29 protein-coding genes and 1 riboswitch are annotated in these 25,547 nt (G+C 31.7%); of the genes, 9 read left to right on the forward strand and 20 right to left on the reverse strand.

The features are described from left to right. Positions 1-25 precede the first annotated feature (25 nt). Both dnaN and FHK87_RS23020 read right to left on the reverse strand, forming a co-directional pair. Positions 26-1,144: a DNA polymerase III subunit beta gene (gene dnaN / locus FHK87_RS23015; protein WP_140597229.1), complete on the reverse strand. Its 1,119-nt coding sequence runs from the start codon at positions 1,142-1,144 to the stop codon at positions 26-28. 295 nt (positions 1,145-1,439) lie between these two features. Continuing rightward, complete coding sequence (locus FHK87_RS23020; protein WP_140597230.1) at positions 1,440-2,018, reverse strand: DUF1572 family protein; 579 nt, start codon at positions 2,016-2,018, stop codon at positions 1,440-1,442. Between the two features lie 163 nt (positions 2,019-2,181). Here FHK87_RS23020 and FHK87_RS23025 point away from each other — a divergent pair, with 163 nt between their 5' ends. Beyond that, positions 2,182-4,140 carry a tetratricopeptide repeat-containing sensor histidine kinase gene (locus FHK87_RS23025; RefSeq protein ID WP_140597231.1) on the forward strand — a complete coding sequence of 653 codons (1,959 nt, stop codon included), beginning with the start codon at positions 2,182-2,184 and terminating at the stop codon, positions 4,138-4,140. A gap of 147 nt (positions 4,141-4,287) precedes the next feature. Further along, on the forward strand, positions 4,288-4,641 hold the full coding sequence (locus FHK87_RS23030; RefSeq protein WP_140597232.1) for a hypothetical protein: 354 nt from the start codon (positions 4,288-4,290) through the stop codon (positions 4,639-4,641). Positions 4,642-4,675: 34 nt separating this feature from the next. Here FHK87_RS23030 and FHK87_RS23035 read toward each other — a convergent pair whose 3' ends face one another. Genes FHK87_RS23035 through cobT form a run of 7 tightly spaced genes read right to left on the reverse strand, consistent with a single transcriptional unit; the run spans position 4,676 to position 10,360 of the window. Then, positions 4,676-5,707 carry a FecCD family ABC transporter permease gene (locus FHK87_RS23035; RefSeq protein WP_140597233.1) on the reverse strand — a complete coding sequence of 344 codons (1,032 nt, stop codon included), beginning with the start codon at positions 5,705-5,707 and terminating at the stop codon, positions 4,676-4,678. Next, positions 5,708-6,850, reverse strand: coding sequence for an ABC transporter substrate-binding protein (locus tag FHK87_RS23040; RefSeq protein WP_226294389.1), 1,143 nt, complete (start codon positions 6,848-6,850; stop codon positions 5,708-5,710). Positions 6,851-6,860: 10 nt separating this feature from the next. Continuing rightward, positions 6,861-7,433 (reverse strand): alpha-ribazole phosphatase, encoded by a 573-nt coding sequence (gene cobC / locus FHK87_RS23045; protein ID WP_140597235.1) that lies wholly within the window; start codon positions 7,431-7,433, stop codon positions 6,861-6,863. Continuing rightward, positions 7,418-8,179, reverse strand: a complete 762-nt coding sequence (locus FHK87_RS23050) for an adenosylcobinamide-GDP ribazoletransferase (protein ID WP_140597236.1) — start codon at positions 8,177-8,179, stop codon at positions 7,418-7,420. The genes cobC and FHK87_RS23050 overlap by 16 nt, the downstream gene beginning before the upstream one ends. Positions 8,180-8,213: 34 nt before the next feature. Then, entirely contained in the window at positions 8,214-8,528 is a 315-nt protein-coding gene (locus FHK87_RS23055) for a hypothetical protein (protein WP_140597237.1), read from the reverse strand. A gap of 32 nt (positions 8,529-8,560) precedes the next feature. Beyond that, positions 8,561-9,289: a phytanoyl-CoA dioxygenase family protein gene (locus tag FHK87_RS23060; RefSeq protein ID WP_140597238.1), complete on the reverse strand. Its 729-nt coding sequence runs from the start codon at positions 9,287-9,289 to the stop codon at positions 8,561-8,563. 33 nt (positions 9,290-9,322) lie between these two features. Beyond that, positions 9,323-10,360 carry a nicotinate-nucleotide--dimethylbenzimidazole phosphoribosyltransferase gene (gene cobT, locus FHK87_RS23065; RefSeq protein WP_140597239.1) on the reverse strand — a complete coding sequence of 346 codons (1,038 nt, stop codon included), beginning with the start codon at positions 10,358-10,360 and terminating at the stop codon, positions 9,323-9,325. A 329-nt stretch (positions 10,361-10,689) separates the two neighbouring features. Between cobT and FHK87_RS23070 the strand changes: the two genes are divergently transcribed. Then, on the forward strand, positions 10,690-11,505 hold the full coding sequence (locus FHK87_RS23070; protein ID WP_226294390.1) for a hypothetical protein: 816 nt from the start codon (positions 10,690-10,692) through the stop codon (positions 11,503-11,505). A 74-nt stretch (positions 11,506-11,579) separates the two neighbouring features. Here FHK87_RS23070 and FHK87_RS23075 read toward each other — a convergent pair whose 3' ends face one another. The 10 genes from FHK87_RS23075 to FHK87_RS23120 form a co-directional block, all read right to left on the reverse strand. Then, positions 11,580-12,236: a hypothetical protein gene (locus tag FHK87_RS23075; protein WP_140597241.1), complete on the reverse strand. Its 657-nt coding sequence runs from the start codon at positions 12,234-12,236 to the stop codon at positions 11,580-11,582. Between the two features lie 60 nt (positions 12,237-12,296). Further along, positions 12,297-12,584 (reverse strand): DUF3144 domain-containing protein, encoded by a 288-nt coding sequence (locus FHK87_RS23080; protein WP_140597242.1) that lies wholly within the window; start codon positions 12,582-12,584, stop codon positions 12,297-12,299. Between the two features lie 50 nt (positions 12,585-12,634). Beyond that, on the reverse strand, positions 12,635-12,988 hold the full coding sequence (locus tag FHK87_RS23085) for a superinfection immunity protein (protein ID WP_140597403.1): 354 nt from the start codon (positions 12,986-12,988) through the stop codon (positions 12,635-12,637). Between the two features lie 97 nt (positions 12,989-13,085). Beyond that, on the reverse strand, positions 13,086-14,018 hold the full coding sequence (locus FHK87_RS23090; RefSeq protein ID WP_140597243.1) for a hypothetical protein: 933 nt from the start codon (positions 14,016-14,018) through the stop codon (positions 13,086-13,088). A gap of 63 nt (positions 14,019-14,081) precedes the next feature. Next, positions 14,082-14,564, reverse strand: a complete 483-nt coding sequence (locus tag FHK87_RS23095) for a hypothetical protein (protein ID WP_140597244.1) — start codon at positions 14,562-14,564, stop codon at positions 14,082-14,084. Positions 14,565-14,625: 61 nt separating this feature from the next. Further along, the gene (locus FHK87_RS23100; protein ID WP_140597245.1) at positions 14,626-15,450 is read right to left on the reverse strand and encodes an alpha/beta fold hydrolase; all 825 of its coding nucleotides are present in this window, start codon (positions 15,448-15,450) and stop codon (positions 14,626-14,628) included. Positions 15,451-15,588: 138 nt separating this feature from the next. Continuing rightward, entirely contained in the window at positions 15,589-16,596 is a 1,008-nt protein-coding gene (locus FHK87_RS23105) for a hypothetical protein (protein WP_140597246.1), read from the reverse strand. A gap of 11 nt (positions 16,597-16,607) precedes the next feature. After that, positions 16,608-16,994: a DUF7079 family protein gene (locus FHK87_RS23110; protein ID WP_140597247.1), complete on the reverse strand. Its 387-nt coding sequence runs from the start codon at positions 16,992-16,994 to the stop codon at positions 16,608-16,610. 254 nt (positions 16,995-17,248) lie between these two features. After that, on the reverse strand, positions 17,249-17,452 hold the full coding sequence (locus FHK87_RS23115) for a hypothetical protein (protein ID WP_226294391.1): 204 nt from the start codon (positions 17,450-17,452) through the stop codon (positions 17,249-17,251). Between the two features lie 219 nt (positions 17,453-17,671). Continuing rightward, positions 17,672-18,175 (reverse strand): bifunctional adenosylcobinamide kinase/adenosylcobinamide-phosphate guanylyltransferase, encoded by a 504-nt coding sequence (locus tag FHK87_RS23120; RefSeq protein ID WP_140597249.1) that lies wholly within the window; start codon positions 18,173-18,175, stop codon positions 17,672-17,674. A gap of 150 nt (positions 18,176-18,325) precedes the next feature. After that, positions 18,326-18,594, forward strand: a riboswitch (cobalamin riboswitch). A 31-nt stretch (positions 18,595-18,625) separates the two neighbouring features. Between FHK87_RS23120 and FHK87_RS23125 the strand changes: the two genes are divergently transcribed. Together FHK87_RS23125 and FHK87_RS23130 are read left to right on the forward strand one after the other, a co-directional pair. Then, positions 18,626-20,482 (forward strand): TonB-dependent receptor plug domain-containing protein, encoded by a 1,857-nt coding sequence (locus tag FHK87_RS23125; protein WP_140597250.1) that lies wholly within the window; start codon positions 18,626-18,628, stop codon positions 20,480-20,482. Positions 20,483-20,488: 6 nt separating this feature from the next. Further along, entirely contained in the window at positions 20,489-21,553 is a 1,065-nt protein-coding gene (locus tag FHK87_RS23130) for a YncE family protein (RefSeq protein ID WP_140597251.1), read from the forward strand. Positions 21,554-21,624: 71 nt separating this feature from the next. Here the strand turns inward: FHK87_RS23130 and FHK87_RS23135 are convergent, their stop codons facing one another. Then, complete coding sequence (locus FHK87_RS23135; protein ID WP_140597252.1) at positions 21,625-23,070, reverse strand: S41 family peptidase; 1,446 nt, start codon at positions 23,068-23,070, stop codon at positions 21,625-21,627. 221 nt (positions 23,071-23,291) lie between these two features. On the opposite strand from FHK87_RS23135, the gene FHK87_RS23140 reads away from it, so the two are divergent. From FHK87_RS23140 to FHK87_RS23155, 4 genes are all read left to right on the forward strand, one after another. Next, the gene (locus FHK87_RS23140; protein ID WP_140597253.1) at positions 23,292-23,801 is read left to right on the forward strand and encodes an RNA polymerase sigma factor; all 510 of its coding nucleotides are present in this window, start codon (positions 23,292-23,294) and stop codon (positions 23,799-23,801) included. Then, positions 23,788-24,225: a hypothetical protein gene (locus tag FHK87_RS23145; RefSeq protein WP_140597254.1), complete on the forward strand. Its 438-nt coding sequence runs from the start codon at positions 23,788-23,790 to the stop codon at positions 24,223-24,225. The genes FHK87_RS23140 and FHK87_RS23145 overlap by 14 nt, the downstream gene beginning before the upstream one ends. Before the next feature lie 45 nt (positions 24,226-24,270). Beyond that, entirely contained in the window at positions 24,271-24,804 is a 534-nt protein-coding gene (locus FHK87_RS23150) for a DUF4252 domain-containing protein (protein WP_140597255.1), read from the forward strand. Between the two features lie 139 nt (positions 24,805-24,943). Continuing rightward, complete coding sequence (locus FHK87_RS23155) at positions 24,944-25,486, forward strand: DUF4252 domain-containing protein (RefSeq protein WP_226294392.1); 543 nt, start codon at positions 24,944-24,946, stop codon at positions 25,484-25,486. Positions 25,487-25,547 lie beyond the last annotated feature (61 nt).

Consider the following 25,547-nt stretch of genomic DNA (forward strand, 5'->3'; position numbering starts at 1 on the left):
TTAAAATGGTTAGTTATTTGGTAATTTAGTTATTTAGCATCACCGGCATTACCAACATGGTGATATGTTCTCCTTCGTCTAATCCATCTGTAGGGGTTAAAATCCCTGCTCTATTAGGTAAAGACATTTCTAATTGTACATCGTCTGCATTAAGATTGTTTAGCATTTCACTCAAAAAACGAGAATTAAATCCTATTTGCATGTCATCTCCATGATAATCACAAGTAAGACGCTCATCTGCTTTGTTAGAATAATCAATATCTTCTGCAGAGATATTTAATTCTGCTCCTGCAATTTTTAAACGGATTTGATGCGTAGTTTTATTTGAGAAGATAGAAACTCTTCGTACAGAATTTAAAAATTGATTACGAGCTATTGTAAGTTTATTAGGGTTTTCTTTTGGGATTACCGCTTCATAGTTCGGATATTTTCCATCGATGAGTCTACAAATAAGTTGTGTTTCATCAAAAGAAAACTTTGCATTAGAATCGTTGTATTCGATCAAGACGTCACTATCACTTCCTGCAAGGATTCCTTTAAGGAGGTTAAGTGGTTTTTTGGGCATTATAAATTCTGCCGATTGCGAGGCTTGTATATCTTCACGAGTATATTTTACCAGTTTATGGGCATCTGTAGCTACAAATGTCAATCCTTCTGTCGAAAACTGAAAGAATACACCGCTCATTACAGGTCTCAAATCATCATTTCCTGTTGCAAAAATAGTCTTGCTTACAGCAGTTGCAAGTACATCTCCCAAAATGTTTGTCGAAGAGGGATCTTCTAATTCTACAGCTTTCGGAAATTCTTCTCCATCAGCGTATGCCAGTGCATATTTACCGTGATTAGAACTGATCTCGACTGTATTATTTGGAGCAACAACAAATGTAAGCGGTTGCTCAGGAAATGTTTTCAGAGTTTCTAATAATAGTTTTGCCGGTACGGCTATTGTTCCCTGATCATCAGATTCTACTTCTAACTTTGCAGACATGGTAGTTTCGAGATCAGAAGCAGAAACAGTTAAGCTATTGCTATCCAATTCGAATAAAAAATTATCTAGAATCGGTAATGTGTTACTGTTGCTAATTACCCCTCCTAATACCTGTAATTGTTTAAGTAAGTAAGAGCTGGATACTATAAATTTCATCTGTATTGCTTTATTGTTTTTTTAATTGTTGGCTTCAACAAGCTGAATACACTATTTAAACAGCTATCCGCAAATATAATTGTAATCTATTTGGATTTTGGTATTGGTAAAACCATAGTTATTAACAAACCTAAAAGAGTTATCAAGTAAGATGTTGATGATTTTGCCGTATATGCCTTTTGGCGCAGACCTGTAATGTATCCTTAATTTATAGTATTTTTTTTAATTAATCACTAAAATTTCTCAACATGTCATAGCAATAATATCAAAGTTATGATGTGATATGACTACTTAATTATTGATCATTTTTTGGTTCTATTAATGTATCTGTATAATGCGCTTTGTGCTTTGATTGAGAAAAACGTTTTGCATTATATGCTGTAGATTTTCCTTTTGGTATTGATAAACTTTCCCATCGCTTATCGGCAATCATTTTTCCTATAAATACAATTTGCCCGATATGATAGGAGTAATGTGCTAGTTGTCTATTTATAGCTTCTGTAACGGTATGTTCTACATTACGAATATAAATCGGTTGCTCAAAGTTATCTTTATTGATTGTTTTTAAAGCAGCAAATAAACAATCCCAACCTTCATTCCATTTTTCTAGGAGTTCTTGCTTGGTTTTAATATCATTTTCAAATTCTGTATCACGTTCTCGCCATTCTTTTTCTCCATCAGTAGTCAAAAAATCGATCCATCGAGATCGCATATTACCCCATAAATGTTTTATAATAATTGCAATACTATTGCTATTGTCATTATATTGCCAAAAAAGTTTTCCTTCCGGTACTTGATCTATTGTTTTTTCGCCTAATTGTTTATAATAAGCAAACTGTTTTTGAATTCCTTCTATATATAAAATTGTATTCATAATGATTCTGCTTTATTCTTAAAGATAAGAGTTTTTCAATAATTAACTTGTTAGCGAGGATAGAAGCTTTGTTATAATTTTCTTGTGCTTGTTATCATTTAGATGTAAATTCATTTCTATATTTATGATCATAGTAAAATAAGATTATTCATATCACCTACATATGCCCACATCTACATCTTTATACTCTGTTATTGTATACGTTTTGTTTATGGCGAGTAATGTTGCTTATACACAAAGTAGAATAGAAGATCAACTCATGACTATTAATGATGAGCGTGAACAGCTTAAAAAAGCAGAATCTTATGTATTAGTAGAAGAGCAACGCAAAGAAGCGTTTGAGATTGGGCAAGATGTATTGAAAAAAACACAAAATTTATTGAATAAAGCTAGAGCAAATAATGTTTTGGCCTCTTATCACTACTTTAAATATGATACTGATTCTGCATTCTTCTATGCAAAAAAAGGTGTCGAATTGATTAAAGATAAACAAGATTCATCATCATTAAAATTATTATCATCTTTTTACTTAAGGCTTTCACATGCTTCCAGAGATAAAGGGTTAATCGAAGATAGTAAGAAATGGGCGTTAAAAGGTATTGAGATTGAAGAAAATGGTAATAATTTTGGATATTTGGATAGGCATTTGTCAAATCTAGCAATCATATACAGACTTACAGGTGATGTTCCTAAAGCGTTAGAGATTTTTGAATCTGCTTTAAAATATAAAGAGGTTCCTAACTACTATAGTTCGATTGGTCTTTGCTATTTAGAGTTAAAAAATTATAAACAAGCAATTTTTTATCATAATAAATCACTTGATCTTTATAAAGCAAACAAAAATAACCGAAACCAGGCAGTAGCATTGCTAAATATTGGAGTTGTATATCTTAATATGTATCATGACGATAAAGCGCTTACTTATTTCAATAAGTCTTTGGCAATTGCAAAAGAATATGAATATCCTCTTATTATCTTAAATAACAAAATCAATATTGGTGAGATTTTAAAAGAAAGAAAAGAATTTAGAAAAGCTAAGAAAAATTATAAAGAAATATTATCTATAGCCCAAGCATCAGGGCACTTCAAACAACAATTGTTTGCCTATAAGAAGTTGAAAGAAATAGCTTTAGAAGAAAAACAATATAAAGCAGCCTTAACATATACAGAGCAAAAAAATAAACTAAATGATTCTATTACTACATTACAAAAAAATGAAGAGATTGCTAAGTTAGAAGTAGAATATGAGACTCTGAAAAAAGAGAAAGAAATATCGGTTTTAAAAAAAAATCAAGAGCTCAAAGAACTTGAAATAAAAAAGGAACAGTTACAAAAAAGAACAGTCTTATATGCATTCGTTATTATACTAATCCCTTTGATTGGGTTGTTGTTTTTGTATTATCAAAAATTAAAAAATCAAAATCTGCTCAATAAAAAACAAAAGGAGATTAGTGAACAAAAAATAGATGCATTAATAAGAAATCAAGAATTAAAACTAATCAAAAATTCGATTCAGGTTCAAAATAAAGAAAGAAAACGAATTGCTCAAGAGTTGCATGATAGGATAGGAGGGAACCTGGCTGCTATAAAACTTCAGTTTGAAGCTTCAAAAAATGATTTAGATAATTTAAGCGATGTATATAATCAATTAGATGATACTTATGAGCAGGTAAGGGTACTTTCTCATGAACTTATTCCTAAGAAATTTAACCATAGCAATTTTATACAATTAGTAAAAGAGTATATGCACAATATAGGAAAAGCCAGTAAATTGAATATCAATATCTCTACGTATCAAGAGGACAAGATCAATGAAATGGATGTGCTTTTTCAAAATGAATTGTTTTCTGTATTTCAGGAACTTATTACCAATACGATCAAACATGCCAGTGCAAGTGTTGTTGAAATTCAAATAGAGTTTATTAGAAATAGTATCAATGTTCTTTTTGAAGATAATGGGAAAGGGTTTGATATCTCTACGATGCCGTTAGGTATTGGTTTATCTAATATTAAACATCGAATACAAAAGTTATCCGGTTATATTGATATTAACTCCAATCCTAAAATAGGAACAGTAATCAGTATAGAAATACCGATCCTGAAACATAAAAGTTTAATTTGATATAGATTAAAAGTATTAGGTCACACTAAGAAAAAGTATAACTTTTAAACTTAAATTGATTATTCTATAAATATTTTTTCAATAATTAGGTAGGGTGTATATGATGATAAACGTTTTATAATTAGAATCATACATCACACTTAGAACATGAAAAATTTCACTTTTATCATGGTTGTAATGGGGCTTATTACAACTTCATGTACGAATACCAAAGATATTGTAGAAAACGAATTTTCTGATGATATCGAGGTAGCAGATCATCAAACTGTTTTAGAATATCCTTTAGAAATTACAGATTCTAAAACAACAGAAAAAATCTTGACGATTATTTTAGAATATACCAATGAACCGTTATCGTCGATTGCATTATCAAGAATATTTCTTACGGAAGAGTTTCAGTATAATTGGAAATTTTTGAATGTTAAAACCGGTGAACGATATACAGCTGAAGCGAGTGGTATTTTTGATAATGTAAAAATTTTGAAAACAAAATTGAATTAAATATCTCAATTCATAGTTATACTATTGTTTGCTTTTAGAATAACATTTTGCGTTTGCGTACTAGTAACCATATCACTACCGGAGCGCCAACGAGAGAGGTAATAGCATTAATTGGTAATGTATATTCGCTAGAAGGCAGTTGAGAAATCGTATCACAAATCAGCATAAGAATACTACCGGAGAGTAATACTGCTGGAATAAGTATTTTGTGGTTAGAAGTATGGAATACTTGTCTAGTAAGATGTGGTATGGCCAAACCTATAAAAGCAATAGGTCCTGCAAACGCGGTAATACTGCCCGCTAGTAGCCCTGTTGCCATAATGATAAGAAAACGACTCATTTTCACGTTCATGCCAAGACTACGCGCATAGTTCTCACCCAATAATAGCGTATTTAGAGATTTTATTGCCAAAACAGATAAAAGTATTCCCAAGACATAAATACTAAAAAAGATAAGCAGATCGTACCAAGATAAATTGCCCAAACTACCAAAACCCCAAAAAATATATTGTTGTAATTGTCCTGCAGGAGCAAAGTAAGAGAGCACACTTACAATAGCAGCAGTAATGCTGCCAAACATTAATCCAATAACAAGAATAGCCATAGTATCTCTTACCTTTGCAGATACCCCCATTACCGCTATCAAAACCAGAATACAACCAAGGCTTGCAGCGATAATTGACGCCCATTTTGATCCCAAAAATGGTATAGTGACAGATAGAGATAGCGCACTGCCCATGATTAAAATAGAGACTCCAAGACTTGCTCCAGATGTGATACCTAATACAAAAGGTCCTGCTAAAGGATTTCTAAAAAGAGTCTGCATTAATAATCCTGATGCTCCCAAACCACTACCTACTAATATTGCAGTTATAGCTTTTGGTAAACGATAATCAACTATAATCAATCTCCATGATTCTTTTTCTACAGGGCCACCTACAAGACTACTTAGTGTATCTACCCAGGGGATAATTACCGATCCTAAGCTAATATTTACAATAAAGCAAATACATAACAACAAGGAGATGCCTAAAAAAACTTTTTTATATGAAGTGTTTGGGGCCAATTATTCAAGTTTTTCAAAAAAATAAAAATTATAATCCGGTAAAAGTTCAGGATGCGCGATTTTGATCATATCTTTTAGAATAAGATCGGGACGCATAGGACCTAATTCATAATAAATCAATCCACCTGTAGCTCCTGTTCTTAACGCAGAAGAATATACGGTTTTATTTTTAAATGCTTCAAATAATTCATAACGAGGATTTTGCTCTTTCAATTCTTCTATTGATTTTGCGTTCCCCGCTCCAATCCATAATGTTGCGTGTTGCCCTTTTTCTAATACATTTTCAAAATTAAGAGAAAGGCTTCCTGATGTTTTAGAATCTGCCCATAAATACTTTGTATTTGCATCTTTAAAAAATTGTGCGACATAACTTTTTCCTCCCGGGATGTACCATATGTCTTTAAACATGTTACCGGATAATATTGTAGGTGTTTTTGATACGTTTTGCGCTAATAATGAAGCCGTAGTATATTCTTTTTTAATATCTTGAAAAATACTATCAGCTTTGGCTTCTTTACCAAAAAATGCAGAAATAAATTTAATCCACTCTGCTCGTCCCAGTGGGTGTTGCTCCATCCATGATCCATTCATAGCAACTGGTATTCCTGTTTTTTGAATCAGATCATAGGCTTTGATATCACCTGATGATGAAAACCCTATTACGAGTTCAGGGTCGAGTTCTAGGATGATTTCAGTATTAAGGCTATGTGCTTCTCCTAATTCTTTAATACTGCCATTATCAATCAAAGCCCTTGTTTTTTCTGAAGAAATATAATCTGTATGAGGAAACCCAACAAGTTTATGCTCAAGCCCCAAAGCTTCTAACATAGGAATATCTGTTGTAGATGTAACGATCATCCTATCAATAGGAACCTGTATAAACACAGTATGCGTATCATTTGTACTAAAGGGTTGTGCCGTGCCTTTTGGATGTAAAATATAGCGTAGTTCCTGTTTTGCTTTTGGCCAAGGGGTAGAAACGATAACTTCTTTATATCCTTTTTGACTTTTAATGGTAAGTCCTTTGGCATACTCAATATTTTGTGGAGCCATATACATGACCGTAAGATCAGTTGGCTTGACTTCTTTTTTGCAAGAGATACAAATCAGAAATAAAGAAATTGTGATAATAAGATTGCGCATTACATACATATTATGATTGATTTAGACCAGAGGTGATTTGATATTGATTGTCGATGTATTGTATGGTCACAATGTGTCCATATTGTAACTCTATGGCAAAAGAGTCTTTTAAATCTATTTTTTGAATATATGCCATGATAGCTCGCATCCATCCCGCATGCGTAACAACAACAATCTTTTCTGAAGTTGTAGTATACTGATTAATAGTTGAAAAAAAATCAATAGCCCTTTGTTGAAGCATAAGATAAGATTCCCCTTCTGGAACTTTGATATTTACAAAATCATTCATCCAGGGCTTTAATTCTTTTTCATTAATATCATCCCAAGGACACAGTTCCCATTTTCCAAAATCTAATTCTTTTAACCGATCATCAAAAACAACTTCTTTTTTAAAAGTTTCTGCAAGGCGCTTGCATCTTATTAGAGGACTACTATATACTTTAGAAATTTCTTGTACAGCGAGTTGTTGATGTATATGATCTGCTTCTGTTGCAAAAGAGGCAGTTACCTCCAGATCACTCTGTCCATAGCAAATCCCTTTTTGCACATTAGGAGTAGTATGTCGGATTAGATATATTTCCATAATACTAGTATTGAAAGATAAAAAATAACCTCGCTAAGTTGTTGTACAGCACCGGCACAGTCGCCAGTTTGTCCGCCAATCCATTTTTTAAATTTAGCAGCAAGGAACATTTTTGAGATATACATAGGGATAAGAGCAGCAAAAAACCACGGATTCATGAAAAATACTAATGGGATGATTCCAAAAACAGCACTCATAATGAGCATTGACGTACTCATACTTTTTGCAGCAGGTTTAGCCTTACTGTTGTCAGTATCTCTTACATATGGATGTGTATAAATAAGCGTAGTAGCAATAAATCGGCTTGTACTATGACCTGCGATCATGATAAGTGGTAGGTATGCAGGAGATATCGAGCTTAATGCAGTAAATTTTGTGGCAAGAACCAAAAGAATCCCAACAGTACCATAAGTGCCTAAACGAGAATCCTTCATGATTAAAAGAATTTTTTCTTTGGTCCATCCACCGCCGAAACCATCACAAACATCTGCAAAACCATCTTCATGAAAAGCCCCCGTCGTATAGATTGTAGCACTCATTGACAACAATATTGCAATTTCTATCGGAAAAAGAAATGATAATCCATAAAAAACACCGGCTCCTATGCTACCAACAATAATTCCTACCAAAGGAAAATATTTGGCACTCAATCTTAAATACTCAGGATCATGATTTACCCATTTTGGGCAAGGAATACGTGTAAAAAACATGAGTGCCGTAAAAAAAATATGGATTTCTTTTTTCATCTAGTATGAGATCATTTTTAGTACGATATATGTATTAAGATATTAACCATGATAAGTAGTATTCACAAAGAGGAAGAAAAGAAGTCATCATTACGATTATAGATAAAACAATACCGATAATTGCCACTTTTTGCTTTTGGCGTATTGCCATAAGGCCCACATAAAACCCAACTAAACCTATACACATGGCGGTAATTTTATAAACATTACCAAATGCAGAAAATATCGAGGTATCAATTTCTGGAGTTTCTGATACTGCGGCATATATCTCACAAGTACGTCTATTGAACCAATATATAAAATAGAGCCCGATACTTGATATTATGATAGATAAAATGCTTTTTTTCATAGTGTATTATATGTTTTAGATTATAATTTTTGTTAAATCATAACCTGATTTTTATGATACTCTAGCCAATTTAGAGGTTCACTTAGTCTATGTTTATTAAACTCCAAATGTATCACTCTTCTTCTTTTATTGTTCATGGTTCTATTTGATGCATGTAGAATTAAAGGTTTCATCAACATTACTCCACCTTTTTCCACTTCACATACAAATTCATTTTTGGTGTCCCAATGTTCAGAATCAATGCGAATAATTCCTTGCAAATGAGATTTTGGGATTACTTTTAAAGCCCCGTTATTTTTATCTGTTTTATCTAAATGAATTCGAATTGTGATTGTGTCTTGCAATATTTTGACCGGTGGTTGAACTCCATATTGCCCTTTTTTAAAAGTCCAATTTGAATAGTGTTCTACATCAGCTTTTTGGTCTACCGAAATGCTCAAATCTTGATGATAAGGAACAAACCAGTTAGATCCGTTTGGTTTATCAAAATAAATAGCTTTTGTCAAAAAATACTCAGATTCAGAAAGGTCAGAAATTAACTCAGTTAAACTTTTATTGAACAATAGATCAGTTAATTTAGGGATATTTTTGAGCAGTTGTCTAATGGCAAACAAATCTTTTGTTTTCATAAATGAATTTCCACTTTGTTCATCCTCTTCTATACAAGCTAATATATTATTGATTTCATTATCTGTATATAAATCTGTCAGGATAGAATACCCATTTTCTTCAAGTTCTATTTTATTGCTTATAAATTTCATATTTATTTATAAATAATTAATGATAGTATAGACTTATTCATTTGTAGAAACTCCTGCACTTTCAAAACTGGCCATGGTATTCAAAAAATCAACTGCCGATACCAGTAATGGATAAGCAATTGCAGCACCGGTACCTTCACCAAGCCTTAATCCCATATCGAGTAATGGCTTTTTTCTTAAAAAATGAAGTATTTTTTGATGCCCTTGTTCCCCTGATGTATGTGCAAAAATACAATAGTCTATAGTGTTGGGAGCTATAGCTTGTGCAGCAAGTAATGCAGCGGTAACGATAAAACCATCTATTACTATTGTCATTTTGAGTTCTGCCGCTTTAAGAATGGCTCCTGTGATCATTGCAATCTCAAACCCTCCAAAGGTCGCCAATGCTTCTATTGGGGATGAAACGGTATATTTTGCATACACATCAGCCAAAATATGTTGTTTGGTTTTGATGGCTTGTGTATCTAACCCTGTTCCTGCACCAACACATTCTTTGATAGGAGTACCAGTAAAATATGCCATTAATAATGAAGCCGAAGAGGTGTTGCCTATACCCATTTCGCCAAAACCAATACTATTACACCCTCTATGATACGTTGTTGTAACCAGATCTGCGCCCTTTTGTATTGCAGTTGTACATTGCTTATGTGTCATGGCAGGTGCTTCTTGATAGTTTTGTGTTCCAAATGCAATTTTTGCATTGATTAGACCTTTTATATTGTCAAAATCATGATGTACTCCTGCATCTACGATTTTTAAGGCGATATTATTTTGTTTACAAAATACATTGATCGCAGCGCCTTCATTGAGAAAATTATAGACCATTTGAGCTGTTACCTCCTGTGGATATGGATTTACTTCTCCTTTTTTGGCAATACCATGATCTCCTGCAAAAACAATAATCGTGGGGTTTTTTAGTACAGGTTCTTCAGTGTTTTGAATCATACCTATCTGTAATGCTATTTCTTCTAAAGTTCCTAGTGCCCCAATGGGTTTTGTTTTATGGTTGATTTTATGTGTTAATTTTTCTTTTAGCTCTGTATTAGAAATAGGGTGTATATTAAAATTCATTAGGAGTATAATTTGATCTCTGTTTTTATTGAATATTTATACAAATAATAATGGTATACGTGTATTCTTAACAAATGTATATGAATTTATCGAAGTGTATTGTACTTTTTTATAATTGTTGAATTACAGGTCTGAAGTATAAAAACAATTAATTATTACAGTTATTTTGGATTTATTTATATTCGGGTCAAAGATATATGGGTACTTATTCTTACATAATGATTAACATTAATTTGAAATACACATCATGCAACGATTAAAAATACTCTTATTAATATTGGTAGTATTATTTTCAAATAAATAATTTAATGGTATGAGGTTTTGATCAAATGAAAAAAGTATTAAAAATAGTATGTATCGTAATGATTTCTATAACTTTACTAGTAGTGTTGTTAGGAGCATTAGTGATGTATTTCAAAAATCAGCATAAAAAAGAATTACATGATAAAATGTTAGAAAGGCTAGAAGAATGCAAGTTAATTACACATGTAAAAGAGCAACCAGAGATTGATATTTTTAACTTTCAGGACGCTGAATTAAAAGAAATAAGATTTGAAATACTTAGAAATAATAGATCTATAGAAGACACCATTATTTATGGAACTAAAAATGAAGAACATATAACATCAATAGCTATTCCTTTCAAAACATTTTTAAGGTCAGACACAATTTTATTAACGATAGATAACAAATTACAATACTATATTTCTAATTTTAATTATAGTGTAACTGAGTTATATGGTATGTTTGGCCCTGTTACAATTTCTGATTGTTTTCTTGTTGAATCATATACGATCAACGATAATCAAGATACCAAAGGCATAAGTAAATTTTATGGGATATTAGAGAGTGAAAAAAATATCTCTGTTCAAAGAATTTCAAATAGAAATCATAATTATAAGGACATTGTCGAAAAGTTTGCTATAAACGAAAAACAAACTGATAGTATCGGTAGAATGTTAAGTGGTAAATATAAGAGGGGAGGATCCGGAATTAATTTTGGAATAGAAATAAATCAAAATAATAGTTATTATTTAAGAGGGATTTTTAATGAGAATAAAGAAATTGAAATCGTAAAGATCAATACTGAAAGTGGAGAATTTACAAAAGCAATTAAAAATTACCCTATCGACAATGAATACTAAGCACTTTACAGAAAAAGTAAATATAAAAAGAAGAGATCATAAATAACGGTTATATAATTTGGGTGATAACAACATTACAAGTGAATCTTATGCTTGTATTTGGGAGTAGTAATTTGCATATGTTGATCTTCTCTATTTTGCAAAATGATACGAATTTTTTTTTTGTAGTAGAATGTTTCATTTTCTCTTTTGTAGATCTCTTGCTCTTGATTTTCGCAATTTTCATACTCTTTTTTGACTATGATTTTGCCAATAGATAAGTTATAATCAACTTCTTTCCAATATTCACATATTTTTCCTGAGAGACTTCTATACCCAATAAGGTAGAATTCGTCGTCTTGATAACGATACTTATCTGTATGTGCCCATTTCCAACTGCTTCCTCCACTTTGGCTTATGTGTAATACACCATCTTTGATATGAATATCTTCAAAAGGGTCACCCATTGGTCCCCCTTCTAGGCTACCATATAATGCCTGAGTAGATTTTTTCCAAAGTTTCCACTGTTGATCAATATTTTTATAAATGATAAGTTCTCGGGGAATATTTTCATGTATCTCAGTTTGTTCTTTAGTATTGTAAGCAACCACCAATTCTTGGTTATCATCATTATCTAGATCTCCTAATACAGAAACCATGATAGCGTAATGCTGTGGAACAGGAACTTCCTGTGCATATCCTAATGAAATGCTACATAAAAATGATGATATTAATATAGTAATTAACTTCATAAATTAAAAAGGTAACCGAAACATTTCAAAATTACTATAAAACTATATAGCAATAATTTGTTACGTTTTTGATTTCATATACTCATCAAAGTTGTTTATATACTCATCAAGATTTTCATTAAGCATTTTTTTATATTCAGTAATAAAATAACTCATAGTTTCTTCTTTAGCTGCTTTCATTTCTTCACTACTAGTCCAACCACAAGCACTCACCCAAGCATTGAATCTTGCTACGCTATACATCATCGAAGCACTTACTTTTCCTTTACTTACAGATTTTAATTGATCGTTTGATAAATAAATATGCTGATCGGCTCGATTATAAAAATCATCATCAACTTCACTCATATTTCTTTCTTTATATTTTTTAAGGAGTTAAATTCATCAGCTTAAAACTTTTATAACAATTGTCTTTTTTGCTGTTCAAACTCTTCTTGCGTAATACTACCACTATCTCTTAAATCTTTTAGCTTTGTGAGCTTATCTATGGTATCGTCTTGTTTTTGTTGTTGTACAACAATTCTTTGTGCCGGTTGATCTTTTGATAAACTCCATACCAGAGATACTACCCATCCAATTAGGCTCCATCCCAGAAAAAAGTTTAAAGCAATGATCGCAATAGTATTACTTTTACCTCTAAAAATCGCTATAATCGAAGGGATAAAGTAACAGATAAAACCTACTACAAAAAGAATGATAACCACAATCCCAAATGGATCATCTTTGATGCTTGATTGAAATAAAAAGTGCATAAAAAGAGTAATTTTTTTAAAAAGCATAGATACTTTTTGATGTTTGTATGATGATTGCTAAAGTAAAATAATTTTTTTTAATGCAAAATGATAAAAATTAATGCCTATTATCACATTTTAAGCGAATTGAAGGTTCTGATTTGGATATAAATTCTATATGAGGACAACCAAAAGAATGCCCTAAAAACCCAAAAATAGTAGCAGGCTTGTTTCTGAACAAAGTACCGGTCCATTGGTAGGCATGAGTGTAGTTGGTTTTTTTGCCTATATTCAAAGGGTTTAAATAAGCACTTTCGTCCTCGGTATATGTTTTATCAAAAAGAATAGTATTTTTTTTAGGATCATAAATCATCAGATGCCGAGCGTAAGTTTGATCGGTTTTTGTAATATCTTGTGCATAATAATGTAAACCATTGATAATAGATTCGTATAATGCTCCTTGATTAAAGGTTATCATAGCTTTATTGGGTAGAAATGAGGTCTTTTCTGTTTTTTTCCAAAGTATTTGTTTGATTCTTCCGGTTATAAACGGATTTTGTTTTCCAACATATACTAGGGTATTAAAAAAGTAGTCTCCAAAATTTTTTAGGGATATTTCCGGGATTTCAAAACCGATCATATAGTCGTACTCTGATATTTCTGTATTGTCTGCATAGACACTAAGATGTGCTGCAACAGTAGTACTTTTTACTTTGCGAGTGAGTAATGTATTGGAAGATAAATTATAAATAAAAATTCTGTCGGTTTCTTCAATTTTCATTCGGTGTAAAAATTGTTTCCTATGTTTTGGTGAGAGTTGATGATAGTTATCATTTTTTGTTTTGCTCCCTCCAAGGTGTTGATCAGCAATAACTAACGAATCGGCACTCTGAGACCAAGGGTATACATCAGTGAGCGAAATAAAACCTATTTTATCGTTTTTATTTTTTTCAAAAGAATAAATATTATAAATAGAAAGACTTTGAGCTTTTACAACGTTGGTTACTACTATCAATACAAAATATAAGATTATAGATATTAACTTTTTCATGTTGTGTTTAGCTCTTTTATTTTAATGGTATGAGGCTTGACAAGAGATATCTTACTTTAACTATTATAATGAAATAGGCAGTGTAGAGTACATGCCTAAGATAATATTTTCTTCTCTAAAAAGTATTTTTATTTCTGTCATAGTGTCAGAAAAATATACCTCAGGCGGTGAAGACAGTTTCCATTTGGTTTTGTCTAATTTTAATGCTTCCCAATGTTGTAAAGGTGCTTTTTCTGATGATTTTTCTAGATTTTTTACCCATGTATCAATAGAATCTTTTTTTATCATTAGTGCTAATGTGATCGTATAATCAGATGGGCCGGGTATTATTCCTGTTTCGTTGTCCTGATACCAAATATGATATTCGGCATCTAGAAGTCCGGAGTCTTTTTTCAGGTATTTTTTGAGGAGGTTAAATTTTTCTTCTTTGTTTTTAGTTTGATAACTAAAAATATCTATTGATTTGTTTTCTTTTTGACAACTACTTAGTAGAATAATTACTGCAAATAAGAAACCTAAATACCCAACATTCTTTGTTTTCATCATATTTTAAGACATTATGTACTCGATAATCAAGAATTTTAATACATTGAGATTTGTCCCAAAGTTATTTACTTTCTTTGAAATGTACTTTTTGATACCCTTTTACAATTTCATCAATAACAAGTTTTTCATCATCTAGCCATACTTTATGTCCGCAATTTTTAGCTAAAACATATTTGTGATTTGGTAATGTACCAAAAGACTTCATGCACTCTTGCCATTTATGGATTTCATGCTGTTTTACCATTGGTAATACTTTTTCTGCGGCAATGAGCGTAACGGGCAACTCTTTTGGCAGATCAATAGTACTCATGTAATCAGCAATTTCTTCTAATTGTAAAAGTACATAATACAATCCTATTTTATGTTTTTTTATCAATGCCCAGTTTTCTTGCGAAATATGATCTACAAAATCTTTTGACCACTCCTTTGTCGTAAAACAAGATAGGGCAGGATCGATATAGACACTACCTTTTACTTTATCCTTATTTCTTACTGTGAACAGTGTAGTATAAAACCCTCCAAAAGAGTGATTAACAATAAAAAGATTTTCGTAGTACCCCAATTGTTTTAGCGCAGACTCAAGGTTTTTGATTTCATCTTTATAATTGATCGTTAATGTATCTATTTCACTTTGCCCTAGACCTGCTCTATCATAAGTGATTAATGTTGCCCCGGTAGCTTTCGATATTTGGGGTAATACATCTTTCCATACCGAACCATCATTACCATTTCCGGATTCAAATAGTATAGGAGGATTCTTCCCCTTGATAATATTAAAATGCAATCGTTGATTACCGGCTGTAATCAGCGTATCTATGGTTTGTGATTTGATATTTTGATTGCAAAGGAATAATATACTTATAGTCAGATATAGTATGTGCTTCATGATATTAGCTTATTAAGTTATTATCATGACGATTAGAACAGTATATTGTTACTCGATAATCAAGATTTTAATGCTTTTAGGGTTGTCTCAAAATTATTTTTTAACCGATGATGACTTGTAAATTTGTCTTTAGGTACTTCAATTTTGATTCTCATACAATGTATCTATTGCTTTAAAAATATCTTTTAGTCCATATTTAAATTGTTCTCTTCTGGAAATAAATTGTATACTGTTGTCTTCAATTAAAAAAGTATCTGTGTTATTGTCTTCGATAGTTTCAGAATCGTATAATTTGGTTTTTAGTTTTCCACAAATTCCGGTTTCGAGATTAATGACGAAGAATTGATCAATAATAGATGGAGCCATATTTTGTTGTATAATAGCATAATGCTCTACAAGTGCTACTTTTTTGATAGAATCCCAGCGTAATTTTTCCGGACCTCCTGTTAGGTCTATATCAGTTACGAATAGCCATTTGTGTAATTGCCCTTTTTTAGCAAGAACCCCATGTGAGGTTTTGTATAAAGTATACCTGGAGTTGTTTTCGATCTCTTGTAAACCATTTTGTTGCTCATTACGATAATGATTATGAGCATAATAGACCAAAAAACCTTTTGGATCTTTAGTGACATTTTCTTTTATAGTTTTGTACAAATGGTATAGTGTATCACCTTTGATTTCGAGATAATAACTTTTAGGAGATTCAAATGCTTCGGTATTCCATTTTGTTTGCGGATTGATTATTTGATCAAAGTAGATGTTGTTACTTAATTTGGTGTTTGTATAAGAACTTTTAATCATCCAATTAAGTGATTCATCAGCTACTTCTTTTTGTTTGGGTAGGATTTGTTTTTTTAAAGCATCTAGAAATGGTTTGTTTTCTTGTTTTGCTAATTTTGGCGGGATAGTAATAATATCTTTGATTTCGCAAAAACATCCATCATTATTAAGTTTGTAAGTTTCATTTGTTTTTCCGTTGGTGATGGCTGCATATCGACCACCAAACATGCTTCCTCCCTCATAAAATGTAGTAAGTGTATCGACAATACCGTCATTATTAAAATCTTCAATACTAGTTTTGAGATCGCGTTGTCCAAAAAAGAAGAAATGAATTAAACAGCATATTATTGTTATTACCCGTTGCATATTGTGATGAATTAGTGATAACCAGACTTAATCTGATCATATATTTGTTCAATTTTTTCCCAATAGTCTTTTTGCATCCATTTGTGGATTTTGAATTGAGCTTTAATATTCAACTCTTGTAATTTGTTTCTATTTTGTAAAGAAGAAAGAATCTCAGTAATTAACCATTCTTCATTAAACCCTGCCCATTCCCCCGCTACACTTAGCAAGTTTGACTGTAAAACAGGAAATACCTCAAACACATTTATCTCTTTTACTTTTTCTAGAGAATAAGGACTATTTATTATGATTTTGGCAATATATCTAAAATCATGTTCTTGAAGCTCGGTATCAAGATAAAATTCTGATAATACGATCCAGATGGGTTTGCGTTCTTTTATATTGATTTCTTCTTTCACAACAAAAAGTTAGACTTATACTACATAGATTTGTTACATTTTAGCTTGATAATCGAGATTTAAATGCTCCGAGGCTTGCCTCAAAGTTGTCAATGTCAACTTAAAAAAGTATTAGATATTTGCACAAATAAAAAATCACTTTACAAACTTATTATTTAATTTGTAAAGTGATCTAAAGTTGTATTACGGTTTATAAAAGTCAAGAAGACTTCATAAAAAAAACGCTTGTAATAATCTATTTTACGATTATTTCTCTAGAAAAACAGACCTCCACAAGCAGGGTGGCTAGGTAGTACACAAAAACCATTACAGCATACATGGTCAGGTATATCAACCGCACAAAAGAATGCATTTGGCCTTGGACAAAGTTCGTCTACATCAAAACCTCCATAGATGTTTTTTTGTGATGACTTTTTTAGCGTTTTAACACCTTTAATTTTTGAAATATTCTTTAGCATCATATTTAATTTATGGTTAACACCTTAAATTTATTAATTAAAGTGCTTTGTTTTGAGTAGTTTAACTAATTGTTAACCAGTAAATCAATATATCCATGGTGTCTTTTTGGGTTATTATACATACTAAATCAAATGCAAATCCTGATCTCCTCCATATCAAATTAAATTCCTTTTTCGTAATTGAAGTTTATGTTTTTGCATGTTCATATAAAAAAATTATCATTTAATTTTTACAGGTATTCCTGATACCATAAGTATAGCTTCATCTGCATGCTTTGCTATATGTTGATTCATCCATCCTTGCAATTCTGTAAATTTTCTTCCGATTTCTGTAGAAGCATGAACTCCCATACCGATTTCATTAGAAATGATTATGAATGTAGCATCTATTTTGATTAATTTTTCAAACTCTTGCTTTGCCATAGATAATGAAGCTTCTATATCACTATCAGTATCTACAAAATAATTGGTAAGCCATAATGTTACACAATCTATAACCACTACTGTTTTTGGAGTAATCACCTTAGCAATTTCTTTCTCTTCTTCGATCAAATTCCAACGTTCATCTCTTTCTTGATGATGCCGCTGTATGCGTTGTCGATGATTTTCATCCCAAATTCTAGAAGTAGCAAGATAATAAGGCGAGGTAGAAAGTTGTAAAGCAAGGTTTTGTGCGTAGCTGCTTTTTCCTGATCGTTCTCCTCCTGTAATATAATATAACATCAGATTAATTCTTTGAAGCCTCAAAAATAAATAATAAAAACAGAAAAAAATGCTACAAATATTATGGTATATGTATTGGATAAGACATAGAAACAATAGATTCCTACATTATTTATGCACATTTAACGTGTGATTTCCATAAAATATAATACATTCGCATCGAATTTTGGTTCTGATGCTTTTTCTGAGTCTAGGATTAAAAGGGAATCAGGTGAAATAAACCTTTTGATAGTAAAAATGATATACCAATAGTTTTTACTCGAATTATTTATCACTCCTGAGCTGTTCCCGCAACTGTAAGCTTTGCCATATATATGGTGATTGTTGTTTATTCTTTTTAAAACCACTGTTTTTTTCAAAAACGGGAAGGTCAACAACAAGACGCAAGCCAGGAGACCTGCCATGATTTATAATAATAATCAATGATTTTCGGGTAAAAAGTCTTGTGATATGAAATATAGAATATTATGTATACTGGTAACGGTAGTTATCTTTACACAACAAAGTTTTACACAAGAAAATATTAATATTTTAGACGAAGTTCTTGTGAGCGATACAAAGCTCAATAAGTTTTCTGAAGGATATAAGCTAAGTAAACTATCGGATTCTGTTATACGACAAAACGATAACAGTCTTACCGGTTTATTACGATATAATTCTACTATTTATTTCAGAGAAAATGGTATTGGAGGTACATCATCTGCATCTTTCAGAGGTACTGGAGCCTCACAAACCGCTGTTATTTGGAACGGGATAAATATTAATTCACAACTCAATGGTCAAACCGATTTTAATACGATAAGTGTCAATAACTATGATAATATACTAATTCGTGGTGGGGGAGGCAGTGTACAATATGGTAGTGGAGCGATTGGTGGTAGTATACATCTGAATAATGATTTTAGGTTTGTGAATCATTTTGAAAATACGATAAGAATAGCACATGGTAGTTTCAATACTAATGAAGCACATTACAAAGTAAAATTTGGAAGAGAAAAAGTATATAGTGATGTAGGAGTAGATTATTTATACTCTGATAATGATTACAAATATCTGGGGACACCTTTTAGAAATGAAAATGGAGATTTACGTAAACTAAATATAAATGCTAATACAGGAGTGTTTATCAACGAAAAAAACCTTTTAAAATTCTATCACAATACATTTATTGGGGATCGCAATTTTTCTGGTTTATTATTGGGCAATTCACTTTCTTCTTCAAACGATAAGTTTAAAGATACAAATAGCAGAAGCTTATTAGAATGGAAAAACTTCACAAAACAATATACTTCTAGGCTTAGTGTAGCTCATTTACATGAGATGTTTAGATTTTTTGATAATAATGAAATCGAAGAGTATTCTTTTGGAAAATCAAATAACCTTATTACAAAATATGATTTTTTATACAAAATCAATGAGGATATACAAGTCAATGCTATTACAGATTATTCGTGGATACAAGGAGAAGGAACAAATTTTATAAATGCAGAGTCTAGAAATATCTTTTCGGGAACATTAATTTTTAAGCATGCTTTATCAAAAAAGTTTAACTACACTTTTAATGTACGACAAGAAGCCACAAATGTATACGATAGTCCTTTACTTTTTGCTTTGGATGGTAAATACAATGTATCTGATAACTATAAAATTAAGTTTAACACGTCAAAAAATTATAGAATCCCTACGTATAACGATTTGTATTGGCTCGGCCCGGGAGGAGAGGGCAATCCTGACCTTGTTCCTGAAACATCAATACAGGGAGAGATCGGACAAGAATTTAGTTTTAAAGATTTTTTACTTTCTGTAACCGCATATTATATCAATACAGAAGATCTGATACGATGGATTCCTGTATCCGGTAGTGTTTGGTCCCCTGTTAATGTAGATGAGGTAAATAGTTATGGTGCAGAGATTAATGCAGAATATTCTACATCATGGAGCAAGAATGCTTTGTCCTTTATTACCAATTATGGGTATACAAAATCTATTAATAAAGAGACAGATAATCAACTTATATACGTGCCTTTGCACAAAGTAACTTCTTCTGTTTCTTTTACACACAAGAGCCTCTCTGCGTACTATCAGTTTTTATACAATGGTTCGGTTTTTATTACAACCGATAATGCTAATGAAATTGATGGTTATGACGTATCTAATGTAGGACTAGCGTATACACATTCTTCAAAGCACATGAATTTTATCATAGATGTAAAAGCTAATAACCTTTTTAATAAAAATTATCAAAATGTAGGTTTTAGGCCAATGCCAAACCGAAATTATCAAATACAATTAACATACAAATTTTAGAAAAACATGAATTTTAAAAAACTTTTATACACAGGTATACTCTTTGGCTTAATTCTTTCGAGTTGTAGTGATGATGATGACTCAATGCAACTACCAAGAGGAGAGTATGACAATGGGATTTTAATCTCTCATGAAGGGTCATTTAGCGGTGTATCCGGGCAAGTATCTTTTGTGTCAAATGATTTTTCTGATACTCAAGATGATATTTACAATACTGTTAATAACGAAACCTTAGGGATTTTTCAGCAATCGATTGGATTTAAAGACGACTTAGCCTTTATTGTGGTTGATAATGCCAACACGATTACTGTAGTTAATCGATTTACATTTGAAAAAGTAGACCAAATCACTACAGGACTGCAAACACCAAGATATATTTCTTTTATTGATGATAAAGGATATGTTACCAATTGGGGAGACACAAGTTCTGCAACAGACGATTTTATAGCGATTATTGATTTATCAGATTATACAGTGAGTACCACGATCCCAGTTTCTGAAGGACCGGAGCAAATGCTTATAAAAGATGGATTGGTTTATGTATCTCACAAAGGAGGATTTGGGTCAAATAATATTGTTTCAGTAATTGATAGTAATAATTCTAATGCAGTAAAAGAAGTAGAAGTAGGGGATAATCCAGACGAATTAGCTTTTGATACTGCAGGAAATATTTGGGTTTTGTGTGGTGGAAAAACTGATTTTAGTGTAACACCATTTGCTAAAACTTCTGGGACATTAGTAAAAATTAATACAAGTGATCAAACTGTTGCCACTACGATTAATTTTACCGGAGAAGAGCAACCAGAACTAATGGCGTATTATGAAGGAAATATCTATTATACTCTTAATAGTAAAGTATATAAAATGGATGAAAGCGCTACAACATTGCCTACAGAGTCTGTTATAGATGGTTCTTTTTATGGAATGTCTATAAGAGACAATAAATTATATGCAGTAGATGCAAAAGACTTTTCGGCAAAAGGAGAACTAAAAATCTTTGATCTGTCAAACAATCAAGAAACCAATTCTTTTGATATGGGGGTTGTTCCTGCCAAAATATATTTTAACTAATTCGATATATTAGATCACAAAAAAACCGTTGATATTTGATCAACGGTTTTTTTATATGCTATTCTGTTTATTTATTCATTGTTGATGTCTCTGTACATTCTCTCATAGTTAATATCAAGCATATTACTATCACCGATATTTTTTAAAGAGCTCTCAAAAATTTTGGTACTAGCAGCTGTTGCCGTACCGGCAATTTGATCGATAGCCGCTTTTAATAACGGTTCGTTTTCATCCCCAATTACTCCAAGATTAGTAAGATCTTCTTGAATAGTAATATTGGGAGCCAAACCATCAAAATAATCAGATACTCCTTCAGAATTTAAAGACCTGAGTACAAGAGGTTGCATCGCATAAGTATGCCCTGCAATTTCAGCACCTTGTCTCCCAAAGTTATTGGTGTCGTATAGTGTAACCGATGCCTGAAACTTACCTCTGGTAGTACCTCCAATTTGTATTACATTGATATATGGACTCAGCCCATTGATTACTAATTCACTTGCAGAAGCAGAACTTCTGGTCGTTAGAATATATACTCTCGATAGATTAAGGCTGTTGATAGGAAGATCATTATCATTTCCGGTAACATTATCAAACCTATTGATACTCCCAAATTGCTCTTGTCTGTCAGCATTCCACTCTTCTGTGGTAAAAATCTCTCCATTAAACTGCCCGGTGATCATACTAGCCAAATCCTTAGCGGTCTCAGTACTGCCCCCTCCATTATATCGCAAATCAAGGATCAAATCTGTAACTCCTGCAGATTTAAGATCTCCAAAGGCAATATTAAGTTCATCATCAAAATCTCCTGTAAATGCATTATACATGATATACCCAACAGGGTTACCGCCTACCATTATTGTTTTTGAAAGAAATACAGGATTCTCTGTATATTCTACCTTAGTCAATGCAACTGATTCTCCGGTAGGCGTAACAGTAGAACCATCAAAAGTAGCGAGTCCTATTGTATAGCTATCAGGAGCTATTAAATCTCTAAAATTTGTAGTTGTTATCTGTGTACCATCTATAGTATTAAAAATATTGCCTCGTTGTATATTTTTTGTTTCAGCATCTGTATCAGGTAACACATAGCGAACATATCCAAATACATTTGCAGAACCATCCGGATATTGCACCAATCCAAATTCCATCCCATTATTTCGAGTAACCCCATCAAAGGCTTGCTCTAATCTAACATAATCGTCAACCAAAAAACTAAAATCGTCTACAGGTTTACCACTGGAAGCATCTACTTCTTTAGTTCTCAAGGCTTCAAAAATCTCTTCTGGAGAATTAAAACTATTAGTAAAGTTTGCAAGTTCCTGATTGGTAGAAAAACGATCATTTGCAAGATTCGGTACGCCGGCTTTATACACATAGAAGGCATTCATGCCTCTCCAGATAAAACTATTAATTTCAGAAGTTCCAGATTCTCTTGGCACATCATCATTGTCATCAAAACATCCTGTACTTAGTCCTCCAACCAATAACAGCAATGTAAAATACTGTATGTATTTCATAATATTCATTTGTTTTAGTGTCTATCAAACAGCAAAAAATAACCTCTATCATCAATCAGTTATTACAATAAAGATTTGTTTTTTGAGATGTATTTTTCTGTCTTATGCAATAAAAGTAGTTACTTTATTAATAATTTTAAAAAAAGATTGTAACAAATTATAGAGGTAGTCGTCTCCAAGATATAAAGCTAACATAGTTTTATGCATTAATCAATCAAAAAATGAAAGAAGGAGCATTTATAACGCTTACTAATACGTTCAAAGACAAACTGTTTCGATTAGCAAAACGGTTGTTGGTTAGTAATGAAGAGGCAGAAGATGCTACACAAGAAATCTTGTTGAAACTTTGGAGGAACAAAAGTAAAATGGGAGAATATAAAAATGTAGAAGCCTTTGCCATGACGATGACCAAAAACTATTGTTATGATAAGTTAAAAGCTAAAGAAACCGGAAATCTTAAAATTGTTCATAGTAATTATCAAGATGATAAGCCATCTTTGCAACGACAATTAGAAGCAAAAGATAGTTTGGATTGGGTAGGTAAAATCATGAACAGTTTGCCTGAGCAACAAAGAGCAATTATTCAATTAAGGGATATAGAACAATATACAAATCCCGAAATTGCAGACATGCTAGGACTCAATGAAACAACAGTAAGAGTAGCCTTATCAAGAGGTAGAAAAAAAATTAGAGAAGAATTATTAAAGAAACACAATTATGGAGTTGTCTAACATAGAAAAATTACTAGAAAAGTATTTTGAAGGAGAAACGACCATTTCTGAAGAAGAAAAATTAAAGGTTTATTTTACCGGAGAAGATGTGTCGCCTGACCTAGAAAAATACAAGCCTTTGTTTGAATATTTTTCTCAAGAAAGTACTGTTGCTCCTACCAGGAACATCACCTTAAAAAAGAATAGAAAATCCTGGTATTACAGTATTGGTATTGCAGCATCAATTGCTTTGGCCGTTGGATTGTTTTTTACAAAAACAGCTCCTGAGCCAAATCATGATCTCGGCACTTATGATGATCCCGAGATAGCGCTAGAAGAAACCAAAAAAATTCTCAATATGGTTTCACAATATATGAATGAAGGCAAAGAAGGTCTGGTGTACCTCAAAGAATTTGAAAACACTAAAAATAAGTTTATTAAATAAAATTGAAACCTGTAAAACGAACAGAAATATCCTAAACTATAGAATATGAAAAAGTTAGCAATCATTGTACTATTAACTATTGTGCCATATGTATCAAACGCACAAGGTTATTTTGATAAATATGAAGATATGAGTGATGTGACCTCTATGGTCATGACAAGTAAGATGTTTAAATTACTAAGCAAAATTGATTTTGAAAGCTCAGACAAAGAGACACAACAATACCTTAATCTTGTAGAAAATATTAATAATATAAAAGTATTTGTTACAGAAAATAAGGATATAAGTAACAAAATGAGGAGTGATGTAAGCCAATATCTTAAATCAGCCTCTCTAGACGAATTGATGCGTGTAAAGAGTGATGATGGACAGAATATAAAATTTTATTTTAAACCTGGGAAATCAGATGATTATGTAAAAGAACTTTTTATGTATCTAGAAGGTAATGATAGTAAAGAAGGCCCAGAAACCGTTATTTTGACAATTACTGGTAATATAGATCTAAAACAAGTATCAAAGTTGGCAGATGATCTTAATATCCCGGGAGGTAAAGAATTAAAGAAAGTGAAAACACAGTAGACATCAATCAATAACGATCATGCAAATTGAGTACGCTTTTTGGCAGTACAGTATCAAAATGAACTGCCAAAAAGCTTATGATTTTTACAACATCTACAATTTGTATGCTTTTTATAATAATCAATCAAAAACGATAAATATGAAACATATATTCAAACTTTTTAGTGTAATTGTTGCCATTTTTTTGGTGAGTTGTAATAGCGAACCTACCTTACAAGAATACTTTGTAAATCATCAGGATGATAAAGATTTTATCGCAGTAGATATCCCGTCTAGTCTATTGGATAAAGGAAAAATAGATCTTAATGAAGAAGAAACCGCAGCCTTAGAAAGTATTAAAAAGATTAATTTTTTGGCATTACGAATTAATGACAATAATAAGAATAGGTTCGAAGAAGAAAAAACAGTCATAAAAAAAATATTAGACAAAGATCAGTATGAAACCCTGATGAAGTTTGGTTCTAATGGGGTAAAAGCAGTATTAAAATTTCAAGGTGAAGAAGATGATATTGATGAGGTAATTGTTTTTGCTTCTGATCGAGAAGAAGGGTTAGCACTTGTGAGAGTACTGGGAGATAATATGAGACCCGAAAAGATTTTAAAACTTGCAAAATCTGTAGAAGAAGGAAAGATTGATATCGAAGCTTTTAAGGATATTGCAAAAACAATAGATTTTGATTAGTTAATTTGAATACCTTGTTGTAATGTAACAAGGGGTATTTAAAAAGGCTTTACCTGTATCT

This window comes from Aquimarina algicola, from assembly GCF_006443095.1.
Taxonomy (GTDB): Bacteria; Bacteroidota; Bacteroidia; order Flavobacteriales; family Flavobacteriaceae; genus Aquimarina; species Aquimarina algicola.